The sequence below is a fragment of the Rhizobium sp. WW_1 genome (assembly GCF_003610155.1).
Classification (GTDB): domain Bacteria; phylum Pseudomonadota; class Alphaproteobacteria; order Rhizobiales; family Rhizobiaceae; genus Rhizobium; species Rhizobium tropici_A.
In genome coordinates this window covers 23,400-40,685 of record NZ_RAIN01000016.1, presented here as the reverse complement: position 1 = coordinate 40,685, position 17,286 = coordinate 23,400, and the positions used below count along the sequence as shown (strand labels likewise).

Below are 17,286 nucleotides of genomic sequence, written 5' to 3'. Positions count from 1 at the left end.
GTGATACGACTATCAACGTAAGTCGGCTTGCGGCACGGAATGTGCGGCAGCATGCGCAATCGGCGCAAGCTTGACGGATAAGGCGCGTTCCTGCCGGCGCGCGGCGTCCTGCAGCAGGTTCGCCATCCGGGCGACGGATATGCGATCTGCGCGCATGACCTGGCGGATCAGCGGATCTTGGAGAACTTCGGCGATCGTCAAGTCCCTTTGGGTCATGGTTACCTCCTGTTCGATGAGACAGAAGATAGACCGCTTAATTAGCACTGCGATGTCAAAAGGCGGACAAAAACAAGGCAGTTCGTTCGATTTTGTTACAGAATAATCGCAAATCGAATGCGGGACATATTCCCAAAATACAATACGACCCTAGTTGTCGGCTAAGGAAGGGTTGATCAGCTGCGATCGACTTAAGTGGGAGGTCCGTTTGCTCCGCGAAGGCGCAACGTTTTTGCAATAATTTAGACCATAATTTTGCAACTTTTGCGTTTATCATCGTGTGATGCCAGGGACTTTGTAGTTTAACACCAACGATTGGCCGCGCGATGTACTCAGATCAGACTACGGAAGATGAACGCCTCATCTATCATGCAGATCTTCTCAGCCAGCTCTCCAATCCCAAGCGTCTGGAAGTCTGTATTCATCTGTCCGGCCATGAGGAGGATGTGAATAGTCTCGCCAAGAAGCTAGGGATATCGCAATCCGCACTGAGCCAGCACCTGACGCGTCTGCATCATTCCGGGATCGTCAAAGTACGGCGTCAGGCGCAATTCAGATACTATACTTGCAATCATCCAGGCGTTCTGCAGATCTTGAAGACACTTGCAGACATTTTCGATCTCGACCTCAAGCCGGCGGCAACGAACGCCGTCGAGGACGACGCCCACGACGGGAAATCATGACATAGTACCCCGGCTTTTGCCGGATTTGGCCACCGCTAGAAAGCGCCAGATGCCAGCGGATGGCACAGAGCTCCGCTATGGCCGCCGGCAATTTCCTTAAACGCCGCGCCTGTTTCCCCAGACGATGACATGCAATTGCGGTAGCACTCTTGCCTCGAACCACCGGTCGTCGCTGACCCTTTCGACCAGCCAGCGCATGCGTTCGACAATGCCGTCGATATCGACAGAGGCATCTTCGGCATCGGCTGGCGGCGGGGTATGATTGCCAGGCTGGAGATAGAGGGGCAGTTGAGGATAGCGAGAGGCAGCCTCACGGGCATAGGCATAGTCGAGATCATCGAATATGACGATCTTCAATGCGATTTGCGGTCCGTCGCCCGCCATGCGCAGACAGTCATCGAAGGCTGCCCAATCCGTCGCCATGCCGCTCGACGGCGGCTTCGGGCTCAATACCAGCACATCGAGAGCGCCGAACCACTCCCTGGCCAAGCTTCCTTGAGTTTCCAGCGCGAAGCGATAGCCTTCGGCATGGCCGCGCGCGATCAGCGGAGCGAGCGGCTGGATCGCGGGGTTGCCGCCGGAGAGCGATACGGTCAGCGGTTTGCCGCCGGAAAGCCGCGTAACCTCGCGCCAGATTTGGTCGACCGACATCGGCCGCCATTGATCGCGATAATCGCTATCGACCGCATGCAGCGTATCGCACCATGAGCAGCGATAGTCGCAGCCGCCGGTGCGCACGAAAATCGTGGGCAGGCCGATCAATATCCCCTCGCCCTGTATCGTCGGCCCGAAGATCTCGCTGACGCGAATGCGCGCGTCGCTCATGGCCGGTATTCCGCCCATGTCTTCGGCGTCTCGCTGACACGCACGGCAGATGTCTGCGGCAGGCGCTCTCTGCACCAGTCATAAAAGTGCTTCGCGAGATATTCAGAGGTGACGCGATCATGCCCGAGGACATCGTTCAAGTGACGATGATCGAAGGTCTCGTCGATATAGCGCTTCAACGGCTGCAGCTCATGATAATCGCGAACAAAGCCGTTCTCATCGAGTTCAGCGGCCGAAAGCTCGATGACGACGATATAATTGTGCCCGTGCATGCGCGCGCATTGATGATCATCGGGCAGATGCGAGAGTTGATGAGAGGCGGAGAAATGAAACTCCTTGGTGATGCGGAACATCACTTCACCTCCTCGGCGGAAAAGCCGGCCGTCGCAGCAACCCAAAAATCCGGATCGTCGTATTCTGTGGGATCGACGATGCCGGCAAGGTGGAAGGCTTCGCGGCGCTCGACGCAGGTGCCACAGCGGCCGCAATGACGCTCGCCGCCCTTGTAGCAGGACCAGGTTTCGGCAAAGGGGGTCTGATGCCTGGCGCCGTCTGTAACAATATCTGCCTTCGAGATCGTCACATAAGGCGCATGGAGCGAGACGCTGGCATAGCCGGCGAGCGCGTGGTTCTGCATCTGCTGGAAGGCGTCGATGAAACCCGGTCGGCAATCGGGATAGATGAAGTGATCACCGCCATGAACGGCGACGGCGACGGCATCCGCCTTCTGCGCGGCCGCGAGCCCGAAGGCAATCGCGAGCATGATGGCGTTGCGGTTCGGCACCACCGTCGCCTTCATGGTTTCCTCGGCATAATGCCCGTCCGGCACCTCGACATCGTCGGTCAGGGCCGATCCGGTCAAGTGTTTGCCGATGGCGGTGATGTCGATGATATCATGCGGCACGGCGAGCCGTCTGGCGCAGGCTGCGGCAAATTCCAGCTCCTTGCGATGCCGCTGACCGTAGTCGAAGGAGACGAGTCCAACAAGCTGATGTTCGGCTGCGACCTTGTGGGCGAGCGAAACGGAGTCCAATCCGCCGGAGCAGATGACGATGGTCTTCATACTGTGTGATCCCTTGTTTTGACCGGGTGGGCTGCGACCGGATTTCATGGCTCCTCGGAGCCACAGCCGGCCGTCTAGCAGCAGAACCGGGAAGAAACAAGGCACCCGCTTCATTTCACGGCAATATGCCGACTGTCGCCGGCATATTGCCCGCAGTCACGGGGGATCAGCTCACGCCAGCAAACTTTCCAGAGATATTCAAATCCGGATAGTAACCCGCCGGCTTGCCTCCAACAGTCTGGCCGCCGGTCAGGCTGCCCTGAATCTCTGCGCCGAAGAAGGAATAGGGGAAGGTTGGCGGCAATGCGCCGACTTCATCCAGGCGCCGGCGCAGTTTGCTCGGTATCGTGAATTCGAGAGCGCCGAGATTGTCGCGCAGCTGCTCCAATTTCGTGGCACCGATGATAACGGAAGCAATGCCGGGCTGCGTCATTGTCCAGTTGACGGCCACCTGTGCCATGCTGCGGCCGATCTCAGCCGCCACCTTCTCGAGTTCTGCAACGACGGCCCAGTTGCGCGCGTTAAACTTCTGGAAGCCGGGATTAGATGTGCCTCGCACGGTTTCAAGGCGGCCCGTAACTTCCCCTTCCCCGCCGCTTGGGCGATATTTGCCGCTGAGCAGGCCGCTCGCAAGCGGGCTCCAGGCCATGATGCCGGCGCCATAACGCGTACCGAAAGCCACGAATTCGTTTTCGATGTTTCGCTCGGCCAGCGAATATTCGAGCTGCAATGCCGAGATCGGCTCGTAGCCGCGATGTTCCGCGACAGCTTGGGCGCGACTGGCGTACCATGCCGGCACATCGGACAAGCCGACATGCAGCACCTTCCCCGAGCGAACGAGGTCGTCAAAGGTGCGCATGACCTCTTCAGGCGGGGTCAGGCGGTCCCAGCAATGCATGAGGTAGAGATCGATATGATCGATGTTGAGCCGCTTCAGAGAACCTTCGACCGCCCGCAGGATGTTCTTGCGACCATTGCCGGCCGCGTTCGGCGTATGCGCCGTAAGGTTCATGGTGAATTTTGTCGCGATAACAGCGTCGTCGCGCAATCCGCGTTCAGCGATGAACTCTCCGAGCCAGCTTTCCGAGGTGCCGCCCGTATAGGCATCGGCGGTATCGAAGAAATTGCCGCCAGCGTCGACATAGGCGTCGAAGATCGCACGGGCGGCTTCCTTGTCGGCTCCCCAACCCCATTCTGTGCCGAAGGTCATGGTGCCGAGCGCAAGCCTCGTCACCTTCAGGCCGCTATTGCCCAACGTATAGAATTCCATGCTCATCTCTTGCTCCTCGTTAAATTGGCGAGCTGTTCTCGACGACCAGCCACGCTCCGTAATGCGATGCGCTCAATGTTGCCGCTTGCGAGCCATTCGATAAGATCATTTAATTCGCATGCATTATGCGATATTGTGCAGCAATGGATCGCGATCTGCTGACACATCTGCCCATCGTCGCCGCCGTCGCCCGCCGCGGAGGATTTGCCGCCGCCGCGAGCGAATTGGGCATGAGCGCATCAGCCGTCAGCCATGCCGTGCGGCTGGTAGAGGAAAGACTTGGCCAGCCCCTCTTCGCGCGCACGACGCGCAGCGTCGCGTTGACCGAGGCCGGCAGGAGCCTGATCGGTACGATCACTCCGGCATTGCAGGACATTCATGAGCGCATCGAGCGCATCAAGGCCGTCAAGGGCAGACCAAGCGGCCTGTTGCGCATCAATGCCTCCCGCATCAGCCTGCCACTGGCAGTGACCCGCGTGATCGCCGCCATGGCGGTGCGCTATCCCGAAGTCGAAGTGGAAATCTTTTCCGATGAAAGGCTGACCGATATCGTCTCTGAAGGCTTCGACGCCGGCATCCGCGTTGGTGAGATGATCGCGCAGGATATGGTCGCCGTTCGCCTTACTCCTCCCTTCCGATCGATCGTGGTTGCATCGCCCCGATATATCGGGCGCTTCGGGCGTCCGGGCACGCTTGCGGATCTCGCCAGCCACAATTGCATCGGCTATCGCTTGATCCGCTCCGGCGGCCTCTATCAATGGGAATTCGTCGAGAATGGACGAGATGTGGCAGTCGCTGTGAATGGTCGGGCGATCGTCACGGAATCGCACTCGGCCATCGAACTCGCCGTTGCGGGCGTGGGGCTGGCCTATGTTTTCGAACCATTGGTCGAAGCGGACATCGCATCCGGCAGACTTGTTCACCTCTTGAGCGACTATGCGGTGACGGAAGCCGGGCTTTTCCTTTACTTTCCGCGTCGTGCCGAACTCGCGCCAAAGCTCAGGGCCTTCATCGACACGGTGCGACAGATCGGCCGTGAGTCGGCCGCCGATTAGACGGAAACTCCATTCGCCCTCCATCAGCACGGTGCGGAATGGTCAAATTGCGCAGCTATTGTACCAAATGCGCATGAAATACCGCGCCTTATCCCGCTCCGGGTGAATCGCAATTGCCGTCTTCCAGAACGCTCGGCAGTCATAGGCTGAAAGCTTCGCCAAGGGGACATTCAGGCGTTCGGTGGCATCGGTCAAAGGCCCTCGAAGTTCAACGGCGGCTTTCCGCTCAGGAAGAGGAACCCGTGCAAGAAAGCCCCAAAAGAAAGCCCCCCAGCCCGATCGATATCGAAGTCGGCAAACGCATCCGCGCACAACGACGCCTGCTTGGCATGAGCCAATCGGCTCTGGCCGAAAGGCTGGATCTGACATTCCAGCAGGTTCAGAAGTATGAAAAAGGCGCCAATCGCGTCGGCGCCAGCCGATTGCAGCGCGTTGCGGACTGCCTAAACGTTCCGATCTCCCACTTCTTCGACAATCCCGTCTCTGACGATGATCTCTCCGCCGACGAGGCACGAGCCGTCCGAAACGATCTCGTCAGCTTTCTCTCATCCGACGAGGGAATCGAACTCAATCGGGCCTTTGCCAAGATCAGGGATGCAAGGACGCGGCAGAAGATCGTGGGTCTCATCAAGTCTCTGGCTTTTACCTGATCGTCCTGCCGGCACCAGTGCACATCCCCATCGTCAACTCGTGATGCGCGGTGTGCGAATGACCTTGAGGAACAGCGCGTTCATGGCGTCCGAGATGCCCTGCGTCGGGCTGACCTCGAAATAAAGCCCAGGCGACGCGCAATTCTGCAGGTCGGTGCCGATTTGCGATTGGAACGGTGCGATCCACTGATTGTACCAGCCATTTGTCGGCAGCGGGAAATAGGTCGTGTAGAGAATGGCGATCTTGATGTTCTGGTTCTTCAACGGCTGACAGAAGGCCGTCGCGAGCGGCTCCTGACAACGCCCACCAGTCGTCGGTTCGGTGCAACTGTTGGGCTTGTAGCTGTCGCCGACGCCATCCGTGACAATAAATAGGATCTTCTGCCGGTCGGTGGTGGTCGTGCCGCCGCCGCCGGTGCCGATGATCGGCGCGAGCTGTGTCAGCATCGTGTCGAAGCTTGTATCCTGATCATTGTTGTACCCCTGGTTGGGAACCGTCATCAGGTCGACTGCGCTCGTCGTGTTCTTGACCTGCGTCATGTCGGATGACAACGTCGATACGCTCGTCAGCCCGATGTTTTCCGCCTGCGTGCCGAACGTATAGACCGCCATGCGGTATTGATCGGGCGTTGTCCGATTGGTTGCCGCCGTATCGGTAAGCGACTGTGTCGCCTGGCGAACGACGTCGATACGAGTCTGGACACCGAGGCTCTTCGCAAGATTATAGTAATTGTTCGTCGTATCGAGATTGTGGCATGCAAAGGCGCAGCTATCCGGTGTCTTTGCCACCATTGTCTGAATATCGGTCAAAGTGGCGCCTATGCCCATGGACGGCGTATTGTCCAGCAGCATGTAGAAGTCCATGAAACTTGCCGTCTGATACTGTGCCGATGCCGAGCCGCTGACGGGAATTGATGTCTTTCCAATGACCTGGCTAAGCGTAGTCGGCACGTTCGCAGTAAAATTGACCGTTGAGAAGACGACGTTTCCCGTGCGCGTTACGGCGGCATTGACATTGACAGGTATGTTCTGGAGATCGCTAGACGCCTGGCCGAAGAAGAGCTTGTTCGCATCGCTTTGACCGATATTGACGGTCCCGTCGCTTGTCATCGCCATGGCGGCGGCAACTGCGGGGGATGAATCCGCGATCGCACCGACCGCCGCCGCATCGGCGGCATTCTGCAATTCCGTTCTGACGAGCATCGCATCGGTGACATCGAGCGCAAGGCCGCCCACCGCAATCAACGGAACGGCAACGAGTGCCGTTGTGATCGCAAAATTGCCTGAGCGGTCCAGAAACAGCTTTCCCGAAAATTTACGCAGCGCATCGAACGACTGTCGGCAAACCTTGAATCTCATAACGAACAAACTCTCTATAGTATAAGTTGTATTTTTGAGATACTCGCGAAATGAAAGTATTATTACTTTCAAATATACTTATTAATATTATCGCTCGCAAATATTTAAATTCCCATAAGGGCGACTTTCTAATTTATATTTCAGTTATTCATAGGAAATTTACCAATATTTCTCCTATCTATTTATTGACTGGCGGGCGAAGCCTGTGAAAATTTGACCCAAATTATCCCCATTATGAGCGGAATTTTGCCGAACAACGTCATATTTGTGAAAATGGAGCGCGCTTCATGCGCCGAAATGAAATTCTCGTGCGCAAAAATAACTCAATCATCGCAGTTTTGCTCAAAGCATCTTTACTCGATTTTTAGTGTTCGAGCGCGAAAGCAATGCACATCGATTTCAGGCGCGGCCGCCGTAGTTGGAGCGGTTCCCTCCTGTTAGCTATAGTTGGGATCTCTACGTGCGCGTTCTTTCCTGCATCTTCACGGAGCATAATCTCTGGCTCGTTCTTCTCGCGGCATTCGTCTGTGTCAGTGGAGGATGGATTACGCTTAGCCTGCTCAGGCGAGCAGAAAAGACACACGAATTTCAACGCGGCGGCTGGATTTTCCTGACTGCCGTGGCAGCCGGGTCATCGATCTGGTGCACCCATTTCATCGCCATGCTGGCCTATGAGGTGGGCGCGCCGGTGACCTTCGATCCGATCCTGACCATGGTCTCCTTCCTGCTGGCCGTCATCGGCTGTGCCATCGGTTTTGCAATCGCCCTGTCGCATCTGCCGCGCATCGCGCCGGAATTCGGAGGAGCCGTCGTCGGCCTTGCCATCACCGCCATGCACTATACAGGCATGATGGCCTACCATGTCGATGGCATTGTCGAGTGGAACCAGGGTTATGTCATCGGCTCCGTGCTGCTTTCGGTGATCTTCGCGGCGCTCGCGCTCAATCAGTCGGTGCGCAGGCCTTGGCAGTTTTCCTGGTTTGCCGGTCTTGCTCTCTTTGTCGTTGCCGTCGTCTCGCTTCACTTCACGGCCATGACCGCCGTATCGGTCACGCCGCTTGCGACCGGCGCTGCCCTTGTCGATACCTATGCACTGAAGGCCATGGCTGTCGCCGTTGCAGGCGGCGGATTGCTCATCATCGGCACCGGCGTCGCAAGCTACATGATCGACGAACGGGCCTCTCGCGAATCCATTCAGAAGCTTCAGCATATGGCGCTCAACGACCTTCTGACGGGCCTGCCCAATCGCAGCAGTTTTGCTGACCATCTTGAGAATGAGATGGGGCATGCCAGGGAAGACGGCGTGAAGCTTGCAGTGATCGGCATAGACCTTGACCGCTTCAAGGAAATCAACGACCTGCGCGGTCACAAGGCCGGCGACCAGGCGCTGAAGGCGATCGGGCGCCGGCTGCTGCGCTTGGTCCGGGACGGCGAGTTCGTCGCCCGTGTCGGCGGCGACGAATTTGCCGCGGTCAAGCGGTTCGGTGAAGAAAGCGAACTTCTGGATTTCGTCGCCCGACTTGAGAAGATCCTGTTCGAGCCTATCCAGATTGAAGGCTTCGAGACTGTAACGGGCGCCAGCATCGGCGTTGCCATCTATCCGGATGACGGCATCGACCATGAACGCCTCGTCAGCAATGCCGATCTCGCAATGTATCGCGCCAAGGCCGATATCGGCCGCGCCGTCTGCTTTTATGAATCCAAGATGGATGAGGCTGCCCGCGCGCGCCATACGCTGGCACAGGACCTGCGACGCGCCGTCGAACTGGACCAGCTCGACCTGCATTATCAGGTGCAGACATCCGTTCGCACCGGAGAGATCTGTGGCTACGAAGTTCTCGTCCGCTGGCATCACCCGGAGCGTGGAGCCGTGCCGCCCTCGGAATTCATCCCCATTGCCGAGGAAAGCGGTACGATCCTTGTCATCGGCGAATGGGTATTGCGGACGGCCTGCAAGGAGGCCGCCTCCTGGGACCAGCCCTACAAGATTGCCGTCAACCTTTCGCCCGTGCAATTCGCGCACGCCGATCTTGCCAAACTCATCCATACGATCCTTATCGAGACGGGCCTGTCGCCGTCGCGACTGGAGCTGGAGATCACCGAGTCGACCATTATCGCCGACAAGAGCCGGACGCTGCATGTCCTGCGGCAAATCCGGGCGCTCGGCGTCACCGTTGCGATCGACGATTTCGGAACCGGATATTCGTCTCTCGATACGTTGCGCTCCTTCCCCTTCGACAAGATCAAGCTCGACCGCTCCTTCATGAACGAGGTGGATCACAGTATTCAGGCAAAGGCGATCGTCCGCGCCGTGCTCACGCTCGGAAAGAGCCTCGAGATTCCGGTTCTGGCGGAAGGTGTCGAGACCAACCATCAACTCGAAATTCTTCGCGTCGAAGGCTGCGACGAGGCGCAAGGCTTCTTCCTTGGGCGGCCAAAGCCCGTCGGACAGATCTTCCAGGAAGCAGCCGTTGCCGAGGACGATGGAGCATCCGCATTTTCCGGCCGCTTGCCGCCGCAACGGATGCGCCGCCGTTAAACAGGCGCAGCAATAATCATCTGCAGGAGTAGAGCAAGATCGCGCAGGCCCTAGCCTGCGCGATTTTCGTACAATCGAGCCTGATCTTCAGATTGCGTAGCGCTCGACCGGCAGCACGCCCCAAATACCGGCATCTGATGGCGTCCCGATATGCCTTCGGGCGTCCTTTTCCCCAAACCTGTTATCGACCATCACGCTCTCGTGGGCCAAATCCCTGTATCTCATCGCCATTGCGTGAGACGGATTCGTATTTAAGACAAATAAATCATAAACGCCGCCGGAACCCTTTGGTAACAGACTTATCCATTTGAAATATAATATTTATTTCCGAACTTCCATGGCGATTTTCACCCGAGAGCGCGTTTCGTAACCGTTCGGAAATCATAAAGTCGGCCTCCGGTCGGCGGCCCAGGAATAGCATGGCAGTCGAAAGCGCCAGTTCGATAAAATGCGAATAATCTTCTTTCGAATAAATTCGACCGCATCGGATTTCATGAGCTCAACTCATGGAGCCGAGTATGCGTTCACTTCTAGTCGCTGCAAGCTTTCTCTTCGTTGCCGGCCTGTTGTTCTCGACGACAACAACCGCAAAACCGGTCGTTAATGCCACCACCACGCACGCGCACCAGTTTGCCCGCGAGGTGACGGAGGCGGCCGTACCGGTTGGCTGGACAAGCTTCTGCAAGGCCCAGCCTGCCGAATGCGTGGCCGGTGAAAAGACCGCATCGCTCGTCAATCTCGATCGGGACCATTGGGTCCAGCTGCAGCAGATCAACAGTCTCGTCAATCACGAGATCCAGGGCATCGGCGACAACGACCATTACGGCATCTACAAGCTCGGCATCATCAACTGGTGGACCTATCCCGACGATGGCGCCGGCAATTGCAATGACTATGTCCTGTTGAAAAAGAAGCTGCTTGTCGAAGCCGGCTGGCCGCGCTCGGCGTTGCTGCTGACGGTCGTTCTCGACACCCATAACGAGGGACATCTCGTCCTGATGGCTCGCACCGACGATGGCGATCTGATCCTCGACAATCTGACCGATACAGTCAAAAACTGGAGCGGAACGGGCTACACCTTCATCAAGCGCCAGACGGCCGACGATCCCAACAACTGGGTTCGGCTGGAATCGGGACGCACGCCGGAAGAGCTGGCCATGATCAGCAGGGCCCTGGCTTCTCACTCACAGTGATTGGCGGACCAATAGCTATCGACAAGACCTTTGCCGTCCTGATCAAGGACGGCAAAATTGCCGGGGATAACGACGAAGAAGCGCTCTCCACCCTCGGCACCCGTGTCGTCATTCCCGCCCGCCGTCTCGACACGACCGCAAACGACGAAGCCCGGCATTCGTTCGCTCGGCTTGGCAGCCAGAATATGAATGGCTGAGGGCGGCACCTCGATCCGTCGAGCGACCGCCGCCTTGGCAAGAGTCGGAACATCCGCCATCGTCGGCAAAGCTTCTCCAGGGGCGGCGGCAAGCAAGATGCTCCCTGCGATCACAAGATGGTTCACCGGCATACCCTCGAAAATCAAGGCAACAGGGATGCAACCCCTAACGGCAGCATCCGACAGGTATCTGCAGCCGATAGCTGCGTTTCGTTAAAGTTTATTGTGATTCGCGCGGCAGAAGAAGCATCCGCTCTTGCGCTCACGCCCCGATCGCGTATGAAGATCGTCCCCGCGCCGGGGAATATTTTGGAAAGTCACTTTGCGAATGCGAACACGCCTGTCGACAATCCCGGCACTCGGTTTCCTTCTTGCCCTTGCCTTGACGAACGCCAGTTTCGCTCATGAACTCGTGCGCGTGCCACCGGGCAATCGGAACACCGTTCAGCCGCCCGTACCCAATACATCGGCGCTGCGGGCCAAAGCCTTCAATACGACCTATGAGGAAAAATACGAGAAGATCGTCGGCGTGCTTCGTGACGACAAGGATCTGATGGCCTCGATCAAGAAGGCCGGCCAGGCCTATCAGATCGACCCGATCCACATCGTTGGCGCCCTCGTCGGCGAACACACCTACAACATCACGATCGTCAACAGGGTGAAATCCTACTACGTCAAGGCGATGGCCTATTCGCAGTCGGATTTCAAGTTCGCCTACAAGGACGTCACCGTCCAGACCTTCCTGAAAAAGCCGGAATTCGCCCATTGCAACGCCTTTGCCGGCAGTGCCGAATTGTGGGAGTGCCGCGACGAGACCTGGGACAAGAGTTTTCGCGCCAAGGTCATCGATGGCGTCACTTACGAGAACATGACGTTCCAGCGCGCGTTCTTCCAGCCCTTCTTCGCAGGCCAGACCTTCGGCCTTGGACAGATCAGCCCGCTGACGGCGCTCGAAGTCACCGATCTCGTGCATGCGACGAGCGGCCTGCCGAAACTTTCCGTCGACGATCCGCAGGCCATCTATCGCGACATCATGGACCCCGATCGCAGCGTCATCTACATCGCCGCGATCGTGAAGGATGCCATCGATGCCTATCGCGCCCAGGGCTTCGACATCACCGACAATCCGGGCTTGACCGCGACGCTCTATAATGTCGGCCAGCCGCGTCGCCGCGCGCTTGCCTTGCGCCAAGCCGCAGACGCTTCGGGCGGCAAGAAGCTGCCGGAAGAAAACTACTATGGCTGGCTGGTGAACGACAAACTGCCGGAACTGCGCGGATTGCTTGGCAGCGGCAACAGCCAGTAGAGCGGTAGAACCTGCCACACCCTGACTATCGGATGGATCAGGTGATCAGGCTGAGGCGGTCGTCGGCAATCCTGTTTTCGACCCAGATACGCTCCTTTTGCCAATCGTGGCGCTTCCATCCTTCCCAGCTGAAGCCACATAGCTTGACGTCCCATTCGGATGCCGGAAATTTCGCAAGCGTATAGGCGATGCCAAGGAAACCCGTGCTCGGAAAGATCTGGTGCATGTAAGGTCCGGCGATACCAAGCTCGCTGCAGCCGTCCATGTAGGTTTGCGGCGGCATGATGCGGATCTCCTTGCCCGCCTTGCCCAGCTGCTTGATCGCCTGCATCGTCCAATCGGCCCTTCTGCCCGACAAACGCTGGAAAATGTTGGGCCGAGGGTGATATTGGCGAATGATCTCGGGATGATAGGCAAGCATCACGACCTTTGCCGCCTTCAGTGCCTTGTTGTCCAGGAAATCCGGTTCGATCATCCGCCGATACAAGGTCTTGCTCGAGGCGGCCAGCATGATCATGTCGGTGCGTTCGCCGCTCATGCCGCCGGTGAGGTTCGGCTCGTTGAAGCGCATGACGAACTGCGCGCCATCCACGATATCGGCGATATCGCGCTCCAGTTTTCCATTGCCGACGATGATTGCAGTCTTGCGCGCCAATATGGTCGTCCAGAAAATACGGCCGTGCATTAACAAGGGGTTCTGACGGCACGCTGAAGTATCGATGATGCGGAACTGAAATCCCTTAGACCAACTATTCCAGCATGTCCGGACAAATATGTGATCAGGCTACCTGATACGCGTATTTGACGGCTCCTCCAAGGGTAACAGGCTTTGGTGGCAGACTGCGCCAAATCGCCGTAGACTGTAGGCTCTGAATGCCGAAAAGCGGCTCGAGTGGACGGCTTATGAAGCAAATGGATCGTATGAACTCGACGTCTAACGATTGGGAGGCTGATCCGTGGGACGCTCCCGACGAGGTAGCGGACTTACAGTTTGCCGGATTTCAGGACAGAGCGGTTAAGACAATTATTTGGACTTCCATACCTGATACCGGCCAATCGCTATTCGGCATAGAGGTCGGAAAGCTTCGTAGCTCCGATGTCGAATTCTATGCGACGTATGATGGTGAAGATATGCTTCTGATGCGGCTGATTTGGCACGGGTTTCCAGATCCACCGGAATGGCGGCTGGCGACGCGACCCAGCAACAGGCGTGATCTCCCCTGGGCATCGTGGGGTTATTTCGCAGACCTACCGGAAAGATGGCGAATACCGAATATCTAGGTGGCATTCTTCCACCAAGTCCCACGTCAATCCGTTGACGAAAACAAGCCAGCATTCCTCGCCGCAGCGCTCATGCCGGTCAGGCCTACCCACGCCTCCTCGGGCTTGGATGCAAGCAGGCTCACACGAAATAGCGGAACTTTAGTGGAAGCAAGGCCGCTCCGATCGCACTGGCATCACCTTCGGCTTCACTGAGAACCAGCCGCGGACCCGACGGCGCGATGCCATAGCGGTGGGGGCGTTGCGAGGGCACGCGGGCACGCTCGATCATCATCTGCCCAAGCTTGGGCGGCAGTTGGCCGCCGAAGACGATGGCCTGCGGATCAATTACTCCCGTAAGTGTAGCTATGAGTCTATCGAGCATCGGCATGGTTTCTGACAGCCAATTCTCGACGCCAGGCCAACGGGGATCGAAATCTTGCTTCAGCTCCTCGATGGAACCCATGCCGATACCATTGTCCTGCAACATGCGGATGAGATATTGAAGGGCCGGCCGACGCGGCGCCTCGTCTGGATCATAGATGACGCTGAATTCACCCGCATTTCCATGGAAGCCGAGATAGGGCCGTCCCTCCAGGACAAGACCACCACCAAATCCGTAATTGAAGGAGAGGTATGCAAAGGTCTGACACCAGCGCCCGACACCGCGCAAGCTCTCGCCGATGGCGCCCGTGGTCGCGTTATTTTCCAACCAGACAGGCAATGCGAATGCGCGCTCGAGTTCCGGCTGCAGATCGACCAGCGACCAGTCCCGCAGAGGCTCGGGTGCATTGAAGAGACGCACATCGCCAACGAAGAAGCCCGACATACCGAAACCGAGCCCGATGAGGTTCTCGTGCGATATTCCTCGCCGCGCCAGGATCAAGTCCAATTTTTCGGCAAGCACCGTCAATGCCATCCTGCGGTCCGAAGGCACCCCCCTCACCGTCTCCTGATCCACGATATCGCAGCCAAAATCCGCAACTGAGAGTGTCATGGCATCCGTATTGACGGAAATGCCGACCGAATGGACAGACTGCCTCGCCAGTTCGATTGTCGGGCTCGGCTGCCCCCGCGCCCTTTTTAGCGGCGAGCCGGCGCAAAGCAGCCCCCGCGCCGTCAGTGCTTCAACAAGGCGATGCACCGATTGCTGCGTTAAATTGGTGTGAGCTGTTATGGCCGCGCGCGGGATTGGCTCGTGACGGCGGACGATATCGAGGATGAGGCGCTCGTTCTCGCTTGCCAGTGGGGATTTTTCAAGCGCTGTCATGATTGCAATCCTGCTGCTGCGATCCCGCCTTAGCCGCTCATCCGCTTGGCCGCAATCCGCACTCCCACATATTCGCAGCCTCGTCATAATTATTACACCTTAAGTGTAATAAAACCATATGAGGCAACGGTGTAGATGATATTGCGCCCGCCGGAGCCATTGACGCCCGCTTTCGACGGCGGACATCAACTCGCTTACTCCCACCAATGAACGACACCGCACGAAAGCAATCCTCCCATGCACAGCCACGCCGCCGCCTCATCCTCTCCCCGTATTGCAGATATCTATGATCTTCTCTCGCGCACGAATACGGACATTCTGACGATCGCCCATCGTGGCCTTTGGTCCCAGGCGCCGGAAAATTCCCTGCCGGCGATCCGCGGGGCAGCCGAACTCGGCGTCGAATTCGTGGAAATCGACACACAGGCAACCGCTGACGGCCATCTCGTCGTCATTCACGACAAGACGCTGGAGCGCACGACGTCCGGCAAGGGCATTGTCGGAGCAAGCAGCTTGGACACGATCCGTGGCTTGCGTCTGCGCTCAGGCGCCGGTGGGGAGATAGCGGCATTGACGGATGAGCGCGTCCCCACACTCGAAGAGGCGCTTGAAGAAGCGCGCGGCCGCGTCTTCGTCAATATCGACACAAAGTTTCCGCATGAGTTGCCGTTAGTCATTGCGACAGTGCGGCGGCTGGGGGCGGAAGGTCATGTCATCATCAAATCGGATATCGAACCACAGGCGGCCAATTTTCCTGTGCTTGATGCAGACTGGTTCGGTGCCATTCCGCACATGCCCATGTTTTCCGCCCGCCCTAGGAAATTCGCCGACGACCTGCGGATGATCGAACGGCTCCGGGCACCGATGATCGAGGTAAAGTTTACCGACATCGCCGATCTCGCCGCCGCACGCGAAGAACTGGAGCGGCAGAATATCCGGCTTTGGGTCAACACGCTCGACGTCTCCCACAATCTCGACTTCAACGACAGCCGCGCGCTCAGAGATCCCGAAGGCGTCTGGGGCGCACTCACCGCCGCCGGTGTCGGCGCCATCCAGACCGACACGAATGTCGAATTCAAGCAGTGGCTAGCCGGTAGAAGCGACAAATAACAGGCCTCCCAGCTCATTGGTTTGCGAAGAAAATCCCGGCCGATCGGAAGGATCGGCTTGGAATTCATTTCTTGGGCAATCAGGTTTAACGGATCTTGTGTTCGGATGGCCTTCGTGGATCTCGCGCTTGCGATACCCTACACCCTGTCAGCCTGGCCGGCAGCAATCTCGATGTTTACCCGAAAACCGAACCTCTTACTTGTTATTGTGACGACTGAGATGGTCTTCCCAGTTCAGTGCGGTGCGCACGATAAAATCCAGATTGTCGTGCCGTGGCTGCCATCCAAACTCGGATTTGGCCACCGATGGATTCGCCACGATAGAGGCCGCATCGCCAGGACGGCGGCCGACAAGATTAAAACGAAAATCCCTTCCGGACACTCGCTTCACGGTATCGACAACATCAAGAACCGAGAATCCGCGACCATATCCACAGTTTGCAACAAGCGATCCGCCACCGCCACGCATTCGTTGCAGCGCCTTAAGGTGCGCGTCTGTGAGATCCGATACATGGATGTAATCTCGGACACAGGTCCCGTCCGGCGTCGGGTAATCTGTACCATAAACATTCAGCTCAGACCTTTTGCCGAGTGCTGTCTCGCAGGCGACCTTGATCAGATGAGTTGCCCCTGCAGTCGATTGGCCGGTACGGCCGTCAGGGTCTGCGCCGGCAACGTTGAAGTATCGCAAGGCGGTATAATTGAGGGATGTTGCTGCAGCCGTGTCTGCAAGCATAATCTCGGTCATCAGTTTCGACGATCCGTAGGGAGATTCTGGACGTAATTGAGCGCTTTCAATAACAGGATGATCGTCAGTCGGCGTGCCGTAAACAGCTGCAGTCGAGGAAAACACGAAATGCGGTATGCCAGCGGCCACAGCTGCAGCTATCAGCTCGCGCGATTTCACCGTGTTGTTTTCATAATAGCTGAGCGGATCGGAAACGGAATCCGGCACCACAACTGAGCCAGCAAAATGAATGATCGCGTCTATGTCGTGCTTCGCGAAGATGGATTTCAGCAGGCTTCGATCGGCAATATCACCTTCATAGAACACTGCCTCTGGCGCGACCGCCCATCTGAAGCCCGTGGAAAGGCGATCTATAACAATAACATCGTCACCGTTATCCAGCAAAGCCCAGACCATATGGCTTCCAATGTAACCCGCACCACCTGTGACGAGAACCGCCATTGATATATTCCTCTTAGCTAACCACTCTGTGACCGATGTGCCGCATAGTCAATTCAACCAACACGCGCTACATCGTCTTCCAACACTCGTCCAGCCCGATCC

At 57.3% G+C, this 17,286-nt stretch carries 17 protein-coding genes; 7 read left to right on the top strand and 10 right to left on the bottom strand.

The genetic code is table 11. The features are described from left to right. Positions 1 to 12: 12 nt before the first annotated feature. Positions 13 to 216 carry a hypothetical protein gene (locus BJ928_RS30705; RefSeq protein WP_047635094.1) on the bottom strand — a complete coding sequence of 68 codons (204 nt, stop codon included), beginning with the start codon at positions 214 to 216 and terminating at the stop codon, positions 13 to 15. Between the two features lie 326 nt (positions 217 to 542). Between BJ928_RS30705 and BJ928_RS30700 the strand changes: the two genes are divergently transcribed. Further along, on the top strand, positions 543 to 899 hold the full coding sequence (locus tag BJ928_RS30700; protein WP_052227882.1) for a metalloregulator ArsR/SmtB family transcription factor: 357 nt from the start codon (positions 543 to 545) through the stop codon (positions 897 to 899). Positions 900 to 995: 96 nt separating this feature from the next. Here the strand turns inward: BJ928_RS30700 and queE are convergent, their stop codons facing one another. The 4 genes from queE to BJ928_RS30680 all read right to left on the bottom strand — a co-directional run bounded on the left by queE (position 996) and on the right by BJ928_RS30680 (position 4,063). Continuing rightward, the gene (gene queE / locus BJ928_RS30695) at positions 996 to 1,724 is read right to left on the bottom strand and encodes a 7-carboxy-7-deazaguanine synthase QueE (RefSeq protein WP_047635091.1); all 729 of its coding nucleotides are present in this window, start codon (positions 1,722 to 1,724) and stop codon (positions 996 to 998) included. Continuing rightward, the gene (gene queD / locus BJ928_RS30690; protein WP_047635089.1) at positions 1,721 to 2,077 is read right to left on the bottom strand and encodes a 6-carboxytetrahydropterin synthase QueD; all 357 of its coding nucleotides are present in this window, start codon (positions 2,075 to 2,077) and stop codon (positions 1,721 to 1,723) included. Before queD ends, queE begins: the two co-directional genes overlap by 4 nt. Continuing rightward, positions 2,077 to 2,787: a 7-cyano-7-deazaguanine synthase QueC gene (gene queC / locus BJ928_RS30685; RefSeq protein WP_047635088.1), complete on the bottom strand. Its 711-nt coding sequence runs from the start codon at positions 2,785 to 2,787 to the stop codon at positions 2,077 to 2,079. Before queC ends, queD begins: the two co-directional genes overlap by 1 nt. Positions 2,788 to 2,953: 166 nt before the next feature. Next, entirely contained in the window at positions 2,954 to 4,063 is a 1,110-nt protein-coding gene (locus BJ928_RS30680; RefSeq protein ID WP_047635085.1) for an aldo/keto reductase, read from the bottom strand. Positions 4,064 to 4,200: 137 nt separating this feature from the next. Here BJ928_RS30680 and BJ928_RS30675 point away from each other — a divergent pair, with 137 nt between their 5' ends. Both BJ928_RS30675 and BJ928_RS30670 read left to right on the top strand, forming a co-directional pair. Continuing rightward, positions 4,201 to 5,112 (top strand): LysR family transcriptional regulator, encoded by a 912-nt coding sequence (locus BJ928_RS30675; RefSeq protein WP_047635084.1) that lies wholly within the window; start codon positions 4,201 to 4,203, stop codon positions 5,110 to 5,112. A gap of 242 nt (positions 5,113 to 5,354) precedes the next feature. Further along, complete coding sequence (locus BJ928_RS30670; RefSeq protein WP_047635083.1) at positions 5,355 to 5,762, top strand: helix-turn-helix transcriptional regulator; 408 nt, start codon at positions 5,355 to 5,357, stop codon at positions 5,760 to 5,762. Positions 5,763 to 5,795: 33 nt separating this feature from the next. Here BJ928_RS30670 and BJ928_RS30665 read toward each other — a convergent pair whose 3' ends face one another. Beyond that, a complete protein-coding gene (locus BJ928_RS30665) occupies positions 5,796 to 7,121 on the bottom strand; it encodes a pilus assembly protein TadG-related protein (protein WP_082011961.1) in 1,326 nt (441 codons plus the stop codon). 460 nt (positions 7,122 to 7,581) lie between these two features. Between BJ928_RS30665 and BJ928_RS30660 the strand changes: the two genes are divergently transcribed. Next, positions 7,582 to 9,660, top strand: coding sequence for a bifunctional diguanylate cyclase/phosphodiesterase (locus tag BJ928_RS30660; protein WP_047635081.1), 2,079 nt, complete (start codon positions 7,582 to 7,584; stop codon positions 9,658 to 9,660). A gap of 518 nt (positions 9,661 to 10,178) precedes the next feature. Then, a complete protein-coding gene (locus BJ928_RS30655; protein WP_047635080.1) occupies positions 10,179 to 10,853 on the top strand; it encodes a transglutaminase-like cysteine peptidase in 675 nt (224 codons plus the stop codon). On the opposite strand, the gene BJ928_RS30650 is transcribed toward BJ928_RS30655, so the two are convergent. Continuing rightward, positions 10,841 to 11,182 carry a hypothetical protein gene (locus BJ928_RS30650; protein WP_082011966.1) on the bottom strand — a complete coding sequence of 114 codons (342 nt, stop codon included), beginning with the start codon at positions 11,180 to 11,182 and terminating at the stop codon, positions 10,841 to 10,843. The two genes, BJ928_RS30655 and BJ928_RS30650, sit on opposite strands and share 13 nt — an antisense overlap. A gap of 196 nt (positions 11,183 to 11,378) precedes the next feature. On the opposite strand from BJ928_RS30650, the gene BJ928_RS30645 reads away from it, so the two are divergent. Then, the gene (locus BJ928_RS30645) at positions 11,379 to 12,356 is read left to right on the top strand and encodes a DUF1402 family protein (RefSeq protein WP_047635078.1); all 978 of its coding nucleotides are present in this window, start codon (positions 11,379 to 11,381) and stop codon (positions 12,354 to 12,356) included. Positions 12,357 to 12,393: 37 nt separating this feature from the next. On the opposite strand, the gene BJ928_RS30640 is transcribed toward BJ928_RS30645, so the two are convergent. After that, on the bottom strand, positions 12,394 to 13,041 hold the full coding sequence (locus BJ928_RS30640) for a hypothetical protein (RefSeq protein WP_052227881.1): 648 nt from the start codon (positions 13,039 to 13,041) through the stop codon (positions 12,394 to 12,396). Positions 13,042 to 13,758: 717 nt separating this feature from the next. Further along, positions 13,759 to 14,886 (bottom strand): ROK family transcriptional regulator, encoded by a 1,128-nt coding sequence (locus BJ928_RS30630; RefSeq protein WP_047635076.1) that lies wholly within the window; start codon positions 14,884 to 14,886, stop codon positions 13,759 to 13,761. A 237-nt stretch (positions 14,887 to 15,123) separates the two neighbouring features. Here BJ928_RS30630 and BJ928_RS30625 point away from each other — a divergent pair, with 237 nt between their 5' ends. After that, positions 15,124 to 15,996 (top strand): glycerophosphodiester phosphodiesterase family protein, encoded by an 873-nt coding sequence (locus tag BJ928_RS30625; protein WP_047635075.1) that lies wholly within the window; start codon positions 15,124 to 15,126, stop codon positions 15,994 to 15,996. 195 nt (positions 15,997 to 16,191) lie between these two features. On the opposite strand, the gene galE is transcribed toward BJ928_RS30625, so the two are convergent. Continuing rightward, on the bottom strand, positions 16,192 to 17,184 hold the full coding sequence (gene galE / locus BJ928_RS30620) for a UDP-glucose 4-epimerase GalE (RefSeq protein WP_047635073.1): 993 nt from the start codon (positions 17,182 to 17,184) through the stop codon (positions 16,192 to 16,194). Positions 17,185 to 17,286: the final 102 nt, after the last annotated feature.